This window comes from Bartonella sp. AA9NXGY, from assembly GCF_042196845.1.
Lineage (GTDB): Bacteria > Pseudomonadota > Alphaproteobacteria > Rhizobiales > Rhizobiaceae > Bartonella.
This window is the reverse complement of the sequence record NZ_JBHIRB010000016.1, coordinates 14,149-31,653: the sequence shown is the minus strand read 5'-3', so window position 1 is coordinate 31,653 and position 17,505 is coordinate 14,149. Positions and strand designations below refer to the sequence as shown.

24 protein-coding genes and 1 pseudogene are annotated in these 17,505 nt (G+C 41.7%); 20 read left to right on the top strand and 5 right to left on the bottom strand.

Translation table 11 applies throughout. The features are described 5' to 3' along the window. Positions 1 to 411: 411 nt before the first annotated feature. A pseudogene (locus ACFIM6_RS07875) lies at positions 412 to 864 on the top strand (Rha family transcriptional regulator); the annotation flags it as partial. 15 nt (positions 865 to 879) lie between these two features. Here ACFIM6_RS07875 and ACFIM6_RS07870 read toward each other — a convergent pair. After that, positions 880 to 1,104 (bottom strand): Arc family DNA-binding protein, encoded by a 225-nt coding sequence (locus ACFIM6_RS07870; protein WP_375612370.1) that lies wholly within the window; start codon positions 1,102 to 1,104, stop codon positions 880 to 882. A 74-nt stretch (positions 1,105 to 1,178) separates the two neighbouring features. Here ACFIM6_RS07870 and ACFIM6_RS07865 point away from each other — a divergent pair, with 74 nt between their 5' ends. Genes ACFIM6_RS07865 through ACFIM6_RS07855 form a run of 3 tightly spaced genes read left to right on the top strand, consistent with a single transcriptional unit; the run spans position 1,179 to position 2,411 of the window. Next, a complete protein-coding gene (locus ACFIM6_RS07865) occupies positions 1,179 to 1,382 on the top strand; it encodes an Arc family DNA-binding protein (protein WP_004859798.1) in 204 nt (67 codons plus the stop codon). Further along, positions 1,375 to 2,136, top strand: coding sequence for a phage antirepressor KilAC domain-containing protein (locus ACFIM6_RS07860; protein WP_375612369.1), 762 nt, complete (start codon positions 1,375 to 1,377; stop codon positions 2,134 to 2,136). The genes ACFIM6_RS07865 and ACFIM6_RS07860 overlap by 8 nt, the downstream gene beginning before the upstream one ends. After that, the gene (locus tag ACFIM6_RS07855) at positions 2,133 to 2,411 is read left to right on the top strand and encodes a hypothetical protein (RefSeq protein WP_375612368.1); all 279 of its coding nucleotides are present in this window, start codon (positions 2,133 to 2,135) and stop codon (positions 2,409 to 2,411) included. The genes ACFIM6_RS07860 and ACFIM6_RS07855 overlap by 4 nt, the downstream gene beginning before the upstream one ends. Before the next feature lie 63 nt (positions 2,412 to 2,474). Here ACFIM6_RS07855 and ACFIM6_RS07850 read toward each other — a convergent pair whose 3' ends face one another. Next, positions 2,475 to 3,521, bottom strand: coding sequence for a Fic family protein (locus ACFIM6_RS07850; RefSeq protein WP_375612367.1), 1,047 nt, complete (start codon positions 3,519 to 3,521; stop codon positions 2,475 to 2,477). Between the two features lie 94 nt (positions 3,522 to 3,615). On the opposite strand from ACFIM6_RS07850, the gene ACFIM6_RS07845 reads away from it, so the two are divergent. The 9 genes from ACFIM6_RS07845 to ACFIM6_RS07805 are packed head-to-tail and all read left to right on the top strand — an operon-like array spanning position 3,616 to position 11,046. Next, on the top strand, positions 3,616 to 4,185 hold the full coding sequence (locus ACFIM6_RS07845; RefSeq protein ID WP_375612366.1) for a hypothetical protein: 570 nt from the start codon (positions 3,616 to 3,618) through the stop codon (positions 4,183 to 4,185). Then, positions 4,175 to 6,121 (top strand): phage terminase large subunit family protein, encoded by a 1,947-nt coding sequence (locus tag ACFIM6_RS07840; RefSeq protein WP_375612365.1) that lies wholly within the window; start codon positions 4,175 to 4,177, stop codon positions 6,119 to 6,121. The genes ACFIM6_RS07845 and ACFIM6_RS07840 overlap by 11 nt, the downstream gene beginning before the upstream one ends. A 3-nt stretch (positions 6,122 to 6,124) precedes the next feature. Then, positions 6,125 to 6,373, top strand: a complete 249-nt coding sequence (locus ACFIM6_RS07835; protein ID WP_375612364.1) for a phage head-tail joining protein — start codon at positions 6,125 to 6,127, stop codon at positions 6,371 to 6,373. After that, positions 6,373 to 7,917, top strand: a complete 1,545-nt coding sequence (locus tag ACFIM6_RS07830) for a phage portal protein (protein ID WP_375612363.1) — start codon at positions 6,373 to 6,375, stop codon at positions 7,915 to 7,917. Before ACFIM6_RS07835 ends, ACFIM6_RS07830 begins: the two co-directional genes overlap by 1 nt. Then, positions 7,907 to 8,971, top strand: coding sequence for a S49 family peptidase (locus tag ACFIM6_RS07825; RefSeq protein WP_375612362.1), 1,065 nt, complete (start codon positions 7,907 to 7,909; stop codon positions 8,969 to 8,971). The genes ACFIM6_RS07830 and ACFIM6_RS07825 overlap by 11 nt, the downstream gene beginning before the upstream one ends. Continuing rightward, positions 8,857 to 9,234, top strand: a complete 378-nt coding sequence (locus tag ACFIM6_RS07820; RefSeq protein WP_375612374.1) for a hypothetical protein — start codon at positions 8,857 to 8,859, stop codon at positions 9,232 to 9,234. Before ACFIM6_RS07825 ends, ACFIM6_RS07820 begins: the two co-directional genes overlap by 115 nt. After that, a complete protein-coding gene (locus tag ACFIM6_RS07815) occupies positions 9,231 to 9,599 on the top strand; it encodes a head decoration protein (protein ID WP_375612361.1) in 369 nt (122 codons plus the stop codon). The genes ACFIM6_RS07820 and ACFIM6_RS07815 overlap by 4 nt, the downstream gene beginning before the upstream one ends. Positions 9,600 to 9,611: 12 nt before the next feature. Next, a complete protein-coding gene (locus ACFIM6_RS07810) occupies positions 9,612 to 10,688 on the top strand; it encodes a major capsid protein (RefSeq protein WP_375612360.1) in 1,077 nt (358 codons plus the stop codon). 1 nt (position 10,689) lies between these two features. Then, complete coding sequence (locus ACFIM6_RS07805) at positions 10,690 to 11,046, top strand: hypothetical protein (RefSeq protein WP_375612359.1); 357 nt, start codon at positions 10,690 to 10,692, stop codon at positions 11,044 to 11,046. A 27-nt stretch (positions 11,047 to 11,073) separates the two neighbouring features. On the opposite strand, the gene ACFIM6_RS07800 is transcribed toward ACFIM6_RS07805, so the two are convergent. Further along, entirely contained in the window at positions 11,074 to 11,916 is an 843-nt protein-coding gene (locus tag ACFIM6_RS07800; protein ID WP_375612358.1) for a hypothetical protein, read from the bottom strand. Positions 11,917 to 12,298: 382 nt separating this feature from the next. Here ACFIM6_RS07800 and ACFIM6_RS07795 point away from each other — a divergent pair, with 382 nt between their 5' ends. Both ACFIM6_RS07795 and ACFIM6_RS07790 read left to right on the top strand, forming a co-directional pair. Continuing rightward, positions 12,299 to 13,018 (top strand): Rha family transcriptional regulator, encoded by a 720-nt coding sequence (locus tag ACFIM6_RS07795; protein WP_375612357.1) that lies wholly within the window; start codon positions 12,299 to 12,301, stop codon positions 13,016 to 13,018. Continuing rightward, entirely contained in the window at positions 13,015 to 13,293 is a 279-nt protein-coding gene (locus tag ACFIM6_RS07790) for a hypothetical protein (protein ID WP_375612356.1), read from the top strand. The genes ACFIM6_RS07795 and ACFIM6_RS07790 overlap by 4 nt, the downstream gene beginning before the upstream one ends. A gap of 44 nt (positions 13,294 to 13,337) precedes the next feature. Here the strand turns inward: ACFIM6_RS07790 and ACFIM6_RS07785 are convergent, their stop codons facing one another. Both ACFIM6_RS07785 and ACFIM6_RS07780 read right to left on the bottom strand, forming a co-directional pair. Further along, the gene (locus ACFIM6_RS07785; RefSeq protein WP_004861504.1) at positions 13,338 to 13,634 is read right to left on the bottom strand and encodes a HigA family addiction module antitoxin; all 297 of its coding nucleotides are present in this window, start codon (positions 13,632 to 13,634) and stop codon (positions 13,338 to 13,340) included. A 16-nt stretch (positions 13,635 to 13,650) separates the two neighbouring features. After that, positions 13,651 to 13,965, bottom strand: a complete 315-nt coding sequence (locus ACFIM6_RS07780; protein WP_254771026.1) for a type II toxin-antitoxin system RelE/ParE family toxin — start codon at positions 13,963 to 13,965, stop codon at positions 13,651 to 13,653. Positions 13,966 to 14,017: 52 nt separating this feature from the next. On the opposite strand from ACFIM6_RS07780, the gene ACFIM6_RS07775 reads away from it, so the two are divergent. From ACFIM6_RS07775 to ACFIM6_RS07755, 5 genes are read left to right on the top strand one after another with little or no spacing between them, the layout of a single operon-like run. Next, on the top strand, positions 14,018 to 14,566 hold the full coding sequence (locus ACFIM6_RS07775) for a hypothetical protein (protein ID WP_375612355.1): 549 nt from the start codon (positions 14,018 to 14,020) through the stop codon (positions 14,564 to 14,566). Continuing rightward, on the top strand, positions 14,547 to 15,236 hold the full coding sequence (locus ACFIM6_RS07770) for a phage baseplate assembly protein V (RefSeq protein ID WP_375612354.1): 690 nt from the start codon (positions 14,547 to 14,549) through the stop codon (positions 15,234 to 15,236). Before ACFIM6_RS07775 ends, ACFIM6_RS07770 begins: the two co-directional genes overlap by 20 nt. Continuing rightward, on the top strand, positions 15,233 to 15,574 hold the full coding sequence (locus tag ACFIM6_RS07765; RefSeq protein ID WP_375612353.1) for a GPW/gp25 family protein: 342 nt from the start codon (positions 15,233 to 15,235) through the stop codon (positions 15,572 to 15,574). The genes ACFIM6_RS07770 and ACFIM6_RS07765 overlap by 4 nt, the downstream gene beginning before the upstream one ends. Further along, a complete protein-coding gene (locus ACFIM6_RS07760; RefSeq protein WP_375612352.1) occupies positions 15,571 to 16,398 on the top strand; it encodes a baseplate J/gp47 family protein in 828 nt (275 codons plus the stop codon). Before ACFIM6_RS07765 ends, ACFIM6_RS07760 begins: the two co-directional genes overlap by 4 nt. After that, the gene (locus ACFIM6_RS07755; protein WP_375612351.1) at positions 16,398 to 17,504 is read left to right on the top strand and encodes a phage tail protein; all 1,107 of its coding nucleotides are present in this window, start codon (positions 16,398 to 16,400) and stop codon (positions 17,502 to 17,504) included. The genes ACFIM6_RS07760 and ACFIM6_RS07755 overlap by 1 nt, the downstream gene beginning before the upstream one ends. Position 17,505 lies beyond the last annotated feature (1 nt).

The window sequence follows — 17,505 nt, the reverse complement described above, 5'->3', positions numbered from 1 at the left end:
AGGCGAGCGCGAACTATCGCTAGCGACAGAATTTTCAAATTGACTGTACATTGTACACTTAACTCATTGATAAATAATGATTTCAGTGTGTGTACTGTACAGTACGCGATTATTTTTAGATAAAAATTATTTTTATTCTTGACATTGTTGCGTTTATATATATTTTCGAATCAGGTGCCTGAAAACACCTTAAAACATCTAGCGGATTGATTGCCGAAATAATCGATCTTCTGTGCATTGCAAAGGCTTTGACTCATTATATGCGACAAGTGTATAATGACCTCATCGGGTGTAGTTACGCTATACAATACCCTTATGGGGAAAGCGTAACGACGGACTAGATGCCGTGTTTTCAGCACCCGATACCTTTTAAAGGTATCAATGAAAACCTCTAACATCTAGGAGTTCATAATGAACACTCTTATAAAAATTACAGAAAGTGTTGCTAATAGTGCTACCACTCAGACTATGTCGAGTCGTGAAATTGCGGGGGTATGTAGTAAGAAGCATAAAAATGTTATGCGAGACATTAAACAAATATTTAGCGAGCTCAAATTTGAACCGGCTAAGTTTTTAAGCAGTTATATTGATGAACAAGGAAAAACACGCCCTTGTTATAATTTACCCAAACGTGAATGTTTAATTCTTGTTTCTGGTTACAGCACTGCTTTACGAGCCAAAATCATTGACCGCTGGCAAGAATTAGAAAAACAGGTAGCCACACCACAAGTTGACTACTCTAAACCGGAGGCATTACTTGGTGTTTTGAATCACTTACAAAGTCAAATAGAGCAGAAAGATCATGTTATTGCAGAATTAGCACCAAAAGCAGAAGCGCTTGAAGGCTTAAAGCGTTCTGAGGGGGCTATGTGTGGCATCTTATTGTTTTTTATTCACGAGTAGTTGTTCAAGGAGCTTTTTGAGATCTTCTGAATTCATTGCCAGTAGGTGATTTAATGTAACGGTAGTGCGGACAGAATCTTCTAAACGAGCAAGAATTTCACCCGTAAGGCTACGATGATTTGCCTCAGCAAGCTCTTCCAATTGATTTTTCAGTTCAATTGGAATGAGAAATTTAAATTGCACACGATCTTTTTTTGTCATGCACCTAAAATATACCTAAAATACACTTGACACAAGGTACCTTTATGGTACTGAATATGTGCATATGGAGTAAAATGAAAACGATCCAATATAAAATAAATATGCCACATACATTAAAGGAGTGGTTGTTTAATCGGGCGACTGAGAATGATCGCTCTCTTTCATCTGAAATAATTAACATTCTCAAAAAAGAAAAAGCGCTAGAGCATAAGTCCGCAAAAACTCTCTCTAACGCTTTACATCTAACTAACCTGAAAGAGGTCAATTACAATGAATAATAGCACATACTTACCTATCAATAAAGACAAATTAATCAAATTACGAGAAGTCGAAAACGAGCCTCGTGTTCGCGATGTGGATTTAGCAGAAAAATTAGGGTTTGTTCGTACACGTGACGTTAGAAAATTAATTACAAGAAATATGCAAGAAATAGAACGGTTTGGGAGGTGCGCCACTGTGGCGCACGTAATAAAGGGCAATAACGTAACAGAATATTGGCTTAACGAAGAGCAGGCGTTATTGATTGCGACATTATCGAATACAGAAAAATCTTCTCAAGTCCGTTATATGCTTATTAAATTATTTGTTGCATGGCGTAGGGGCGAGATAAAGCAATCCTATGTTCAATCGATTGACTACTCCAGTCCAGCAGTAATGCTTGGTGTCTTAACGCATTTAAAAGATGAAAACGAGCGGAAAGACAATATCATTGCTAAATTAGCTCCAAAAGCAGAGGCTTTGGAAGGTTTAAAACGCTCTGATGGTTTATTCGGTCTTATTGAAGCAGCAAAGATGTTGGAAGTACGACCAAAGGATTTAACTGATTACTTACGTAAACATGATTGGGTGTATCGGCGTGCTCCAGGGGTGCCACTGTTACCTTATCAGGACAAGATCAAGAAAGGATTTATGGATTGTCCTGCTATTACCATTCAAAGACCTGATGGTACAGAAAAAGTGCTCCCTTCAACAAAAATTACATCCAGAGGATTGGCATGTTTGAGAGAACAAATCCATGGAGGTGTACAATGAACACCAGTGTCGACTTCTTATGCGATTTGTGGATAGCGTTGTTTCAATTTTCTAATAATGAAAATATTAACGACAAAGAATGTACTGCTTTGGTTGACATCATGAGTCTGGTAGAAAAGGTTTTGATTTTAAAACTTCAAGATGAAGTACCAAATATACTTAAAATCTTGACAGTTCTAACAGATTTTGGAGATTCAGAACTACCGCATAGCATGGATTCTTTGTTGCGAGCCTATGTTCCTACTTTAGAGAACCCGATTGCAAAAGTAGCTTAGACCTACAACATAATTTTATCTCCTCGTCTTTTAGGCGGGAAGGTGGTTAAGAAGGCAATAAAATTAAGATGCACTATACCAAGTTGATCGTCCACCACCATGACGTATCAAAAGACCTTTTTCAACTAATGATGTAAAAGTTACTTTAAGTGTATTAGGGCTTGCACCAACCTCACGCACCATATCGCGGGTTGTAACACGTCCGTGATTACGCACATAATCAAGAATATTAAGAGCCAATTCAGATAAGGAAAAAAGAGCATTTTTTTCACTCTCTATTTTTATTTCTAATTGGCGTTTTTGTTTTTGTAGAGCACGTAAAAAAAAGAGTATCCAAGGCTCCCAATTGGGTGTTTTAGTATAAATTGTTTTTTGAGTTTGATTTAAAGCTAAGTAATAGCTTTCTTTATTATTCTCAATAATGCTTTCAAGTGATGAATATGGTACATAAACATAACCTTTTTGTAACAAAAGAAGGGTGGTTAAGATACGGCTTAAACGTCCATTTCCATCTTGAAAAGGATGAATAGCTAAAAATGTTACATTAAAAATACCAATCGTAAGTAAAGGATGAAGATCCTTTAATTCATTGGTTTTATTGAACCAAGTAATAAGCTCTTGCATTCGGTATGGTGTATCAAATGGTGTAGCTGTTTCAAAAACAATGCCAACCATTTTCCCTTGAGAATTAAATGCTGCTACATCATTGCGTAAAGTCTTATATTCACCTCGATGTCGTTGATCTTTCTCACTATTACACAAAAGATCACGATGAAGTTGTTTAATATGATTTTCAGTAATAGAAATATCACTCCAAGATTGAAAAATTGTTTCCATAACCTTGGCATAACCGATAACTTCTTGTTCATCACGACTCTTGAAACGTTTAATTTCTAAGTTTACCAAAAGCTGTTCGATTTCGCGGTCTGTTAACTTACTCCCTTCAATGCGTGTAGAAGATCCAATACTTTCAACAGTAGCAATATGGCGAAGGGCGTTCAATCGCTCAGGTGCAAGAGTACCAAGAGCGCGCCATGCCCCTTTGAACTCATCAATCTCAGTAATGAGAGCCAACAATTCTTGTGTAATTTGGAGTGTATCTGTTTTCATACCGGAATATATACCCGATTATACCCGATTGTCAATCATTCGTAACACAGTAAACTCTTACTTCTTATGGCAGAGAAGAAGGCAAGGAGCAACTATGAATAAGAAAACGCGTAAGGGTCTATCGGTTCGTGCGTTTGCAAAAAAGATGGGTGTTTCACATAATGCAGTGGTTTCTCGGATAAAGACAGGTAAATTTGATGCGGCTCTTTTTGAAGATGGTTCTGTCAATGAAGCGCTTGCAACAGCTATCTGGAATGAGAATCCAACAAAGCGCCCTGCTCCATTTTTAGCACCGGATGGTCAACCGCTGACAAAGATCAAACAAGCCTCCACAGATGGAGCCAATGAATACAAGATAAAACTGGAGCGAATGCAAGTTGCGCTAGCAAAAGAAAAGATTGCTCTGGAAAAGTTACGCGAAACCACTGTTGATCGTGAAGAAGTGAGAAAAGAAGCATGGAACTTTGGAAGAGCGCATCGAGATACAATGCTCAATTTTGCCTATCGCTTTGGTACTGAAATTGCGGCGCAAGTGGGATGTGATGCTGCGAGCCTTATTGGAGCTATCGATCATCATATGCGCAAAGCTTTAGTGGAAAATGTCGTCCCTGTTTCTTTTCACGATCCCAACATTTTAGAAGAGAATCCAGAACATGATAAGTGATGCTTCGCCCTCGTCCTCTGGTGCTGGGCTCTTTTTTTGCTATGCGAATGAAGGACGCCGTCCTGACCCGCCTTATACTGTTTCCCAGTGGGCTGATAAAAATCGTTATTTGAGCACAGTTACGAGTGCTGAGCCTGGATTATGGAGGACTATACGTACCCCCTATTTACGAGAGATCATGGATAATCTTTCTGTTTATGATCCGACTGAAACAACGGTTGTGATGAAGGGGGCTCAGATTGGAATGTCGGAAGCAGCGTTGAACTTTTGTGGTTATGCCATTCATCATAGTCCAGGACCTGCCCTTTATGTGATGCCGACCGTTGAGACCGCTAAGAAACTGTCAAAGTCTCGTCTTGATCCGATGATTTCAGCTAGCCCTGCTTTAAGTGAACGCATTGCTCCTGCTCGTGCAAGAGACAGTGGAAATACAATGTTTTCAAAGGAATTTTATGGGGGGACATTGATGATTACAGGAGCAAATAGTGCTGCTGGATTGCGTTCTTCTCCTATTCGCTATTTGGTTTTGGATGAAGTCGATGCTTACCCATTGAATGTCGATAATGAAGGCGATCCTGTAACAATTGCGGAAAAACGAACCTCTGCTTTTATTCAACGTAAAATTTTTAAATTGTCCACGCCGACACACCGTGACACAAGCCGTGTAGCCAAGGATTTTGCGCTAGGTGATCAGAGATATTACAATGTCCCTTGTGATGCATGTGGTGTTCTACAACCCATTGTTTGGTCACAAATTAAGTGGCCAAAAGGCGCCCCCGAAAAAGCTGTTTTTGTTTGTGCGCATTGTGGTCATGAACATGCCGAACATCGTAAGTCCACCTTAATGGCAGAAGAAAACGGTGCTTGTTGGATCGCAACACAGGAGTCAAGTAAGCCTCGTCTGCGTTCTTACCATATTTCAGCGCTTTATTCGCCATGGCTGACTTGGGGCGATTGTGCGCGCGAATTTTTAAGAGCCAAAGAAGACCCTGCTCTTTTGCAAGTTTTTATTAATACAGTGCTTGGAGAGCCATGGGAGGACAGAACAGGCGAAGTTGTTGATCCTGATAGCCTCTATGCAAAACGCGAAGATTATCCCCTTGCACCAGAACAATCCGTCGTGTTGACAGCTGGTATTGATGTGCAAAATGACCGCTTGGAACTTGAAGTGGTGGGATGGGGGCGTAGTGAAGAAAGTTGGCATATTGATTATCAAGTGATCCTTGGTGATCCCTCTTCTTTTGAAGTGTGGGACCAATTGGATGAATATCTTGCAAAACGTTGGCCACATCCAGGCTATAAAGAGGGGATTAGGATAACAGCTGCTTGTATTGATACCGGTGGTGGACATACACAGGCGGTTTATAATTACGTGCGCCCCCGTGAGGAGCGGCGTATCTGGGGCATTAAGGGGCAAGCGGGATGGCGTGCGGTATGGCCACGCCGACCAAGCAAAAACAATAAAGGACAGATTAATCTCTATATTGTTGGTGTTGACGCGGCAAAAGATATTATCACGGCACGGTTTAAAAAATCGGGACCTGAAGCATCAGGGGCTGGTGCAACACACTTTCACAAAAGCCTTGACCAGGAATATTTTGACCAGCTAACCGCTGAAAGAAAAGTCATCAAATATTTCAAAGGCTTCAAGCGTATTGAATGGCAAAAAAGTGAAAAGGCAAGAAACGAAGCCTTGGATTGTAGGGTCTATGCTTATGCGGCTTTACAAGGTCTGATTTCGGCGGGAATAAACCTTAATCGAGAAGTTGATATCTTAGAAGAGCGTTTGGAAAAACTTAAAATTGAAGGTTCTGTAGAGCAACCAACATCTGGGATTTCTTCATTCACTTCTCCAAGAAGATCTCAGATAGCAAAACCTCAAAGGAAACAATCCAGAACAGTGATGAATCCTTATATGCGAGGGGATTGGAGGTAATTTGTGGGTGAAACTTTAGAACCAATTAACAGCAAAATTGACAGACTGGAAAGTTTAAAAAGGCGGCGTGAACAAATTGAAGAGGCTCTTTATTCGGGTGCGCAATCAGTGCGTCACGGCGATAAGCAAGTCAGCAATCGTTCTGTTGAGGAACTTCGCAGAGCGCTTGAGATGCTGAACATACAAATAGCCAACCTTGAAGGGCGCAAGCGTTCACGCGTTTTCTATTTTAATATATCACGAGGCTATTAATGGCTGGTTTTTTCAATAAACTCACGGGCTTTTTTACAATTTCTCGTCAACACAATCCGCCTTTTGAAGCTGCAAGTAAAAGCCGCCGTATGGGTGGTTTTGACCCCGCAAAAAAACATATCAATAAAGCGATTGAAGAATGTGGTGATACCATTGTTGCTCGTTCAAGATGGCTTTATGATAATGAATCTCTTTATGGGTCTGCAACGGAAGAATGGGTCTCTGCGGCTGTTAGTGATGGGATTAAACCTTATCCTCGTATTGAAGGTTTTCAAGAAGAAAAGAAAAAGCTTTTAGACTTATGGTGGCAATGGGTTGATGAGGCGGACTATGATGAAGATGCCAATTTTTATGGACTTCAAGCAACCATTGCACGAGAAGTCTTTCTAACTGGTGAATGTTTTGTAAGACTACATTATGTTGACCTCTACGGGCGCTCTGGTGTGCCGCTTCAATTACAAGTTTATCCCACCGAAATGTTAGACCTTACTTACAATGGACCGGCTGATATTGAAGGCAATTACATTCGTATGGGGATTGAATTTAATGCCAGTGGCAAGCGTGTTGCTTATCATTTCTGGGAACATCACCCCTATGATGATGTCCCTGCAAATATGGCATTTGAGAGCCAAGAGCGCGTGCGTGTCCCTGCTGAAATGGTCATTCATATCAAAGAGCGCCGTATTGCCGGACAATTGCGCGGTTCTCCAAAAATAACGCGCGCTATGACAAAGATCTTTCAACTCGAATCCTATGACGACGCAGAACTCGATAGAAAAAGGACGGCGGCTCTTTTCGCGGCGTTTGTCAAGGACAATTCACCAAACGTCGAAAAATTATCCGATAATCGTGATAAAAACAACGTTGAAGAAGAATACAAAGCACCTGTCATTGCGCCCGGTGCATCTCTTTATTTAGGAGAGAATAAAGAAGTTACATTCTCAAATCCTGTTGAGGTTGGTGGCTCTTATGAGGCTTTTCAATTTCGCAATATCTTGAAAATTTGTGCAGCACTTAATATGCCTTATGCCGTTGTGACTGGAGACGTTACGCGGGGGAATTTTTCAAATGTACGCACCTCCATCATTCAGTTTAGACGGCACGTCAAACAATGGCGTGAACATATTATTGCCTTTCAGTTTAACCGCATTGTTTGGGAGCGTTTTGTTGAAATGGCAGTGCTTGCTGGATGCGTCAATTTGCCAGGGTGGGAAGAAAATTCCTTGCCATGGCTTCAATGTGAAAGCTTTGCACCCCCGCTTGAAATGATTGATCCAAACAAGGATATCTCAGCGGAAAAAGAAGAAATTCGTGCAGGCTTGAAAACACGACGCATGGCACTTGCCGAGCGTGGCTTTGATATCGACAGCATTCATGCCGAACTGCAAGAAGAGCACACAGACGCTCGTGCGCGCGGCTTATCTTTTGACACGGATATGGCAGCGCCTTCTGGTGAAAATCAAGTGATTGATACAGCAGATTCAGAACCTTCTGAGACTTATGAAAGTAACCAAGGCAGTGAGGCACATAAAAATGGTGAATAATCTCGACATGCCGTTTTTGGCATCACGGCTTTTTGGGGTTCCACATATGCTTGCCTCGACAAAACTTGATGTCATTTTGAATGCTCTTGCACCACGCCTTTTTGAGGGAGAAAAGTTTCCCATTGAAGCTTATTCGCAAGAGAATACAGAAGCTTTAAGACCCCCTGAAACTTATGTAGTACAAAACAATGTTGCCATAATACCGGTTCATGGCACGCTTGTGCGCCGTGGTGCATGGCTTGGGGCTTTATCGGGGCTAACCTCTTATGAAGGTTTAAGCGCTTCTTTTCGTGAAGCCATTGCACAACCTGATGTTCGCGCTGTTTTACTTGATATTGATAGCGGCGGTGGAGAAGCCGGTGGTGTGTTTGATTTGGTTGAAGAGTTTCAAACACTCTCAAAACAATACGACAAGCCCATTTGGGCACATGCCAATGAGTTTGCTTGTTCTGCAGCTTATGCCATTGCTTGTGCGGCTTCTCAAATATGGGTAGCTCGCACAGGGGTTGTGGGCTCGATTGGGGTTGTTTGCGCCCATCTTGACCAATCTCGTGCGGATGAAAAACACGGGCATAAATGGACCTTTGTCTTTGAAGGTGATCACAAAACCCATGGCAACCCTCATGAACCCTTGAGCGATACAGCACAGATAAAAATGCAAGCCGATTGCGCCCTGCTCTACGAGATGTTTGTCGATTTGGTGGCGCAAAACAGACGCTTAAATGCTGCTGCAATTCGTGACACAAAAGCAGAAACTTTTATAGGCACCCAAGCGATCACGCTTGGATTAGCAGATGCGCAGGGCACCCTTGCGCAAGCTTTGGAAGCCTTAACGGATTCCATATCACAAAACCCAACATCAACAGAAAAAGAAGGACAAAACACATGGCACGCACACAATACCGCGCTGAAGAAGAGGATGACGAAAAGATTGTCGACATCATCAATGACGAGGAAGAGGACGAAGACGATAGTGACATCGACAAAAACGCCGAAATCTTTGACGACGAAGAAAACGAAGATGAAGACAATGAGGACAAGCAGGAAAACATAAAAGCTGCTCTTGAAAAAGAAAGAAAGCGCGCAAAAGCACTAACAACCCTTGAAAGGCAAGCAAAGCACTTAGGCGTTTCTTTTGACGCAGCAAAAGCTATTCAAAACGGTATGAGTGTCGAGAAAGCACGCCAGTGTGTGTTGACGGCTGCTAGCTCTCAAAGCGCGTCTTTAAAAGTCTCGCCTTATACCCCTCATAGTGATGGGACGAGCAAGGCAAAGATTTATGCAAAATGGGAAGCAGCTTGGAGGGCAGTGAAATGACGAATATTATTTATGACGACGTACGCAATGGCGCTTATCTTGGACCCTACGACCCCGATATGTCAAATGAAGAAGTGCTGTTTGCATCAGGAGCATTCATTGAAGCTGGAACTGTCATGGGGAAAATTACAGCATCACAAAAATATACCCCCCTTAATCCAGCAGCATCAGATGGCAGTCAAACACCGGCAGGGATTTCTTTTGCCACTATTGACGCAACAGAAGCAGATCAACGTGCCGTGATTACAGCACGCTTATGCACTGTAAAAGCTTCTGAACTTCTATGGCCAGATGCCATCACGGATGAGCAAAAGAAAGCAGCCATTCAGTCTTTAGAAGACCATAACAACATTCTATTGCGATAGGAGAATGCACACATGGATATGAATTTTTTTAAACATGATGCTTTCTCAAGCATCACAATGATGAAAGCCATTGAAAACTATGAGTTTCAACCTGGTCTTGTAAGCTCTCTTAATCTTTTTGAGGAAGTTGAAACCAGTACCACAGTGGTTGGTATTGAACGGCGTGATAATACATTTTCGCTTATTCAAACCAGTGAACGTGGCGCACCTTTGGCAGAAGGTGATAGAGAGGGTCGTAATCTTCGGTTTTTCAAAACAACACGGATTGCCAAAAGTGATACCGTAAAATCAGAAGAAATCCAGAACCGTCGTGAATTTGGCGCAGAAGATCAGTTAGAGACAGCAATGAAATATATTGCCAAGAAACAAAAGAAACTGATTTCTGAAATAGAATTGACATGGGAAAATATGCAGCTTGGCGCTGTTCAAGGGGTGGTTCTTGATGCCGATGGCTCTGTTATTGTCGATTGGTACAAAGAATGGGAAATCGCACCACCAAAGCCGATTGATTTTAAATTAAATAATGAGACAACCAATGTTGCGGACCATGTTGATCAAGTCATTATGAGGATGATTGAAGCTTCAAAAGGAGCATTTTCTGATCGTTCGCGGATTATTGGGCTTTGTGGTAATGAATTCTTTTCCAAGTTGAAAAACCATAAAACAATTCGTGAGACCTATTTAAACACAGCCTTAGCACAGACACTCAATAGCGCCGGAGGTGTTGCAACACCAAGTTCGATTGGCTCTGGGAGCTTTGGTAGTTTTGACTTTGCGGGTGTGACTTTCATTAATTACCGGAGTATTCACAACTATAATGTGAGTGCGAAGGCTGGAACAAAGCGCGCTATAGGCATTAAGCCTGATGAATGCCAATTCTTTCCTGTTGATGCGCCTGGTGTCTTCCAAAAAACCTTTGCTCCTGGTGAAAGCTTGGATTTTGCCAACACGGTTGGAAGGCCGCTCTACACGATGCTTATCGTCGACCACGACCGTAATGCATGGGTAAAACCGGAGGTCTATAGCTATCCGCTTTACATCTGTACACGCCCTGAAATGCTGTTTAAAGCAGTGATTGGAGCGAAATAACATGCGGTGGAACGGGCTGCTAAACCAAATGGTTAAAGATGTGCGCAACACTTTTGGGCAGCCCATCATCTACACGCGAAAAGACAATCAGCAATCGTTTCAAATTACAGCGATTTACGGCATTAAACATTCGGAATCGGACGCCGGTGGCAGAATCCCCACCACAATTCCAAGAAAGGAACTTGATCTTTGTATCAATGACATCGGGGGAATACCACCAAAACCTCAAGATAGTATTGTGGTCCTCTCTCCTGAAAACAACAAAGCCCCCTCTTCTCAAGAGCACTTCGTGGTCACAGATGTCCAAGCCTCTGAATCCGGTATGTATAAGCTTATCTTGCGGGAGATAAAACAATGAGGAACCTTTGTATTGTGTATTTCAAAATCAATAAGGCTGCCCAAGAGCCCTAACCACTGCAGCAAATTGGGGAGTAGCGGTGAATTTGTAGTTCCATGGTATACCAGAGCGGCGATGAACCCGACATCCCTCATATGTGATGTCTACTGATGCAATTCGTGTCCAAGTAGTTCGTTCATTCTTTTCAGAGCTTTCAAACACAATAGCTTGATCGGTTACCAAAAGACGCCCACGTGCTACAACTACCATTTGTTCTATTTTATTTACTCTACGTTTACCAACAAAATTAGCATATTCTTGAACTCCCAACAGTTTTTCATTAGGTGCTAGACGATAATCATATTCACTTGCATCAAGTTCTTGAAACATTTCACATGCTTCGGAAAAATTAAAGGGAGGGATATCTGGTTGTAACATCGCAACTTGTTGTTCAAAATGTTTTTTGCGTCTGTATAGACAATAATTATATAAAGCGGAACCTGCAGAAAAAGTGAGGATTATTAACAACCCCCATCCCCAAAAGCCTAATCCATCATCTTTGTCTGGTTTGTTAACTTGAGTGGGGGTAATTTGCTTATCAGTATCCTCAGCTGGTGCCTGAGTCACGCTGTCATCTTGAGTAGCAACATCTATTGACGAAGTCGAGGAGGAGGTAACAATTTCATTATTGTGTGTAATTTGATTTGGTTTGTCTTTGTGTACAGAAGCACCTACTATCGCAGAGCCGATAAATAATAAAGCTCCAATACCAAGAGTTTTCAGTCCGTTTTTCCGCCATTTTTTTATACATATTAAAATAAGTCCAACAATAATGACTGGCAATGATAACAACCATACAATCATCGCAATTGTATCAAGTATATCGAGCATTATTTTCCCCCTCCGCTATAAATAAAAAACTGAATCAAAAGATTTAAAGTGAGTCGACAAATAAAGTAAAGATAGCTTATCATTTTTAGAAAAAAGTGATATTAATGCTTGACATCATCATAAGGATATGAATAATCGAATCATGTGCCTAAGAAACACTTTAAATACACAGCGGATAGATTGCCGAAACAATCTCTTCTCCGCCAATTAAAAACTTTGACTCGTTATATGTTACACGCATATAATGGTTTTGTCGGGTGTGGCTGTGCCATAAAATACCCTTTTGGGAAAAGCATAGCGACGGACTGTGTACCGTGTTTCTTAGCACCCGGCATTCCTCTGGAATGTCAATAAGAAACTTCTAACTACACAGGAGTTCATCATGAACACACTTATAGAAATTAGAGAAAACACTGCTAATAGTGTTAGCACTCAGACTATGTCTAGTCGTGAGATTGCTGAATTATGTGGTAAAGAACATCGGAATGTTATGCGGGATATTCGGCAAATACTCACTGAGCTCAAAATTGAGCTGAGTGAATTTGCAGGATTCTACAGAGATTCAATAGGTCGTACTCTTCCTTGCTACAATCTTCCCAAACGTGAGTGTTTAATTCTTGTTTCGGGTTACAGCACTGCTTTACGAGCAAAGATTATTGACCGCTGGCAAGAATTGGAAAGACAAGTAACAACACCACAAGTTGACTATTCGAAACCTGAGGCATTACTTGGTGTTTTGAATCACCTACAAAGTCAAATTGAGCAGAAAGATCATGTTATTGCCGAATTGGCTCCAAAAGCAGAAGCTTTAGATGGTTTAAAACGCTCTGATGGGTTGTTTGGTCTTATCGAAGCAGCAAAGATGTTGGAGGTACGACCAAAGGATTTAACGGATTACTTGCGTAAACATGATTGGGTCTATCGACGGGCTCCAGGAGCTCCCTTGTTACCTTATCAGGACAAGATCAAGAAAGGATTTATGGATTGTCCTGCTATCACCATTCAAAGACCGGATGGTACAGAAAAGGTGCTGCCTTCAACAAAAATTACATCCAGAGGATTGGCATGTTTGAGAGAGCAAATTCATGGAGGTGTGCAATGAAGATAGATACCAACTTCCTATGCGATTTGTGGATGGCATTGTTTCAGTTTTCTAATCATCAAAGCATTGGAGATGAGGATTGCACTGCCATAATTGAGATTATGGGCATGGTGGAAAAAGCTTTGATTTTAAAACTTCAAAATGAGGTTCCAAATATTACGAAGATTTTAGCAATTCTTACAGATTTTGGAGATTCAGAGTTACCGCATAGCATGGATTCTTTGTTACGCGCTTATGAACCAAATTTCGAGAGCCCCATTAAAAAGGTTGCTTAACTTAAAAACAAAACTCCCCTCCCTGTTCTTAAAATGGGGAGTGGTTAAACCCTACATTCAAATTTATTGATTTTGGCAAATTCGTCTGCTTTTTCAGTTTGTAATATACTAACGTCATAAGCAGCTTGCATGTTAAGCCAAAATTCAGCAGTAGTATCAAAAAAATAGGCTAATCTGAGAGCAGTATCGGGAGTCACTGGACTATTTTCAGCAACAATACGTTCTATTCTCGTGCGTGGAACATTTAATGCTTTTGCAAGAGCATAAGCAGAGAGGGCATATTCTTTTAAATATTCCTCTCGTAAAATTTCTCCGGGATGAATCGCTATATAATTTTTCATCTCGACCTCCTACAGATCAATGATAATCTACGATTTCAACTTCATAAGCGCCATTAGAGCGCCATTCAAAACAAATACGAAACTGGTCATTAATACGGATAGAATATTGACCTTTACGCTCTCCTTTCAATGCTTCTAGACGATTTCCCGGAGGACTACGCAAATCTTTAAGATCAACTGCTTTATCGAGCATAAACAATTTTCTTTGGGCTATACGCACTAGAGTGGTGGGAAAGCCTCTGGGCGGATTGCCTTCTAAAAGATCTTTACACCGCTTATCAGCAAAAGATTCAATCACCAAATCACCTTTATTCATTCTTTTACGTATCATAACACGATACTAATATAAAGAAAAGGATAAATGTTAAATAACAGGAACACTCATGCATCCGAGAGAGACGATAAGGGAAAGTTTTGTTGCGTTGATTAAAGCAGCAAAGACGGCAGCTGGTGACAATGTTTTCAATATGCGTGATTTCAACTTTTCCGTTGAGAACACGCCTGCAATTAATATCTCAACACAAAGTGAAACGATTGAAGATGGCTATGATTATGGAATAAGGCGGCGTGTTTTAACGCTAGATGTTGAATGCTATACAACATGTGAAGAGGGCGCACGTTTTGTTGACCAATTAGCATGGGAAGTTGAAGAGATTTTCCATGCCAACCCCAATCTTAACAACACTGTTGAGACATGCCGCCTGCAAAATATTGCTTTTGCCTTTGGTGATAATGGCGCCCTAGCGCTCCATGGTGCGATTTTAACCTTTGAAATCACTTATGTGACAAATATCCCCAACATGGATGAAGAAGAAGGCAGTGTAACAGCAAGAATCGTTGAACCTTTCTTAAGCTTTGAACCAGAAACAGGCGTGAAAAATAAAGATAAATACCATAAAATTGAAGGTGGACATGTTAGAGCGACGCGATAAAGAAATCACAGATCTAAAGAGACGTGTGGCCAATATGGTTGTGGTGGGGAAGATTAGCCATGTCGACCATAAAAACGCACGCTATCGGGTAAAAAGTGGCAATCTTGTCAGTGACTGGATTCCAGACACACAAGCCCGCGCCGGTAAAACACGTTCTTATGAAGGACGCGATGTTGGAGAGCAAGTAGTTGTTATCTCGTCATCAGGGGATTTATCACAAGGGGTGATTATTGGTTCACTTCATACAGATGCTAATCAAGCAGCCGATAAGGGCAGCATTCACCGAACGATATACCCTGATGGAACCAGCCTTGAATATGATGATGAACAAAACACTTATGGAATTCACATCAAATCCGGCGGAAAGTTTATCCTGACAATCGCTGATGGTGTGTCACTAAAAGGTGATGGTGGCAAGCTAGAGCTTACCGCACCGGAAGGCATAAAAATTGTTTCAGAAAGCGATATAAATTTAAACGCAAAAGGCGGCATCTCTTTGAAGGCAGGTAGTAGCATTTCACTGAATTCGAATGATAGTCTCTCTCTTCATTCTGGAAATAATGTTTCCATTCATTCAAGTGGATTAAGACATAACGGCACCAATGTAGGAGCAACACATGTTCATGGCGGTGTTTCCCCTGGTGGTTCTATGACAGGAGGTCCCAATTGAACAGTGGAATGGACCGCACAACGGGAAAGCCATTAACCGGCATTGATCATTTGCGTCAATCAATCCTTGATATTTTGTTAACGCGGATTGGTTCGCGTGTAATGCGGCGTGATTATGGTTCACGTGTTGCTGAACTCATTGATGCACCGGTTAATAATGCTTTTGCTGTTGCTCTTTATGCTGCTGTTGCTGAGGCTTTAGACAAGTGGGAACCGCGTTTTAAATTGAAAAAAATTGATTTTAAAAGGGGTGAGAATGGACACGTTTCTTTATCCTTTGAAGGCATTTATTTGCCATCCGGCAAGCCCATTACCATGGAAGGATTATTGATAAAATGAATGGAGTGCTTGCAAAACCAGACATCATCACAGAACTTTCTTTTGAAGAAATACGCGCTGCTGCTCTTGTCCATTTAAAAGAGCTTTTGCCTGAATATACCATTCTTGAAAGTGATCCGGCCGTAAAAGTCATAGAGGCTTTTAGCTATCGAGAGTTGCTTTTAAGACAGCGTATTAACGAGGCAGCACGCAACAACATTCTTGATTTTGCAACCGGTGAATCTCTTGATGCTTTGGGAAACTGGCATGGTCTTGCCCGCATGGAGGGTGAAAGTGACGAGAGATATCGTGAACGCATACAGCTTCATGCCCGTGGAGGAAACGGAAGTGGAACAGAACCCTATTACAAACTTATCGCCTTAACAGCCGATAGTCGAGTGAAAGATGCCATTATCTATCGTAAAGGCAAAGACCCAACCATCTATGTTGCTCTTTTTGGTAATAATGAAGAAGGAACAGCCTCTGAAGATCTCATACAAGCAGTTTCACAAGCTCTTCACAGAAAAAATATCATCATGACCAATGATACAATCATTGTTCACGCTGCTGTCAAAAAAGTGCTGGATTTAGAAGCAGATGTTTGGCTGTTACCAGAAACATCTTTGAAAATTCTCACAACAATGGAAACAAATTTACGCACGGCTTGGAAACAAGAACAAGCCATTGGTCGTGAATTAAGTTTGTCGTGGTGGATTTCAAAACTAATGATTGCTGGTGTCCAGAAAGTGATTGCCATTACCCCAACACAAGACAGTATGGTTTGTGATGAAGAAATTTTATCGATTGGAAAAATCACCTTAAACTTCAAAGGACGTGCCCGCTAATGGTTGGTTCCCTCCTTCCCACAAACGCGACAGAATTTGAAAAGCGCCTTGCCGATGCTTGCGATTTTCATCAAGATATTGATGGTTCTGTTTTGGGGATTTCACGCGCAAAACTGATCACACGCCCTCCCCGTTTCTTGCCGTGGTTGATTGAAGAATACGGGCTTGGTGAACTGACACCTTATGTTCCAAACCTCTATGATTTGATTGATCAAGGGCTTCAATGGCAGCGGATACGTGGCTCACTTGCGGCAATAGAGATGGGGCTTGAATGGCTAGAGATTACAGCACGCTTTCAACCCGCCTGGACGGGGCGAGCATGGTGGAACTCCTTTCAACTTGATTTTGATCAGTTGCCTGAACGAACACAGCTTGAAGCCATTGAAGCGATTACAGATCTCTCCAAAAGTTTGCGCTCCGATTTTCGTCGTGGTGTTGCGGGGTATGATGTGCAAGCTGTTGAATGCAATATGTCACGCCTTGATGACAGCATGTTGGAGTATGAAAGCGGTGTTCGCTTAACAGCTGGGGGCACTTTGTTTTCCTTTGGGCGCACAACAGAGATCAATCACACGCTCACAAGAGAAGAAGGCAGGCTTATTGGTAATTGGATAGATGACTTTGACGAGGAGTTAAGCTGGAACCAAATTGATTATCCTTGGGATTTGGCAAATTTTCCGTGGTGTTCGGTCAAAAAACATGAACGCGATATGCTTATGGCAGAATGGTTTCATGGTCGCACGCTTTATCTCATGTTAAGAGACAGCCAAAATAGCGTGATTGGGTATCGCAGATGCTATGCTGTAGCGCCTGTCGAACAAGCTTTGGATGGTGTGTATAGCCATTGTGGCGGCAGATTCCAGCCCTCCTCGATGGGCACGGCGCTTTTTCTGGCAGCACGCACAGATTTTCACGATGTTGATGGCAAACAAGCAGCATTTGTTTCTATTCTCGTTCACGGCATTCCCAAACAAGATATCCCCCTTGGAAAGCTTTGGTGTGACGTCAATGAACTGAATGGTGGTGTCGAGATACTCAAAACGCCTGTCACTATTCCTTTGCGTGCCGATGTTCGCGAACAATTCAAGATTTTATTGAGGTTTTAAT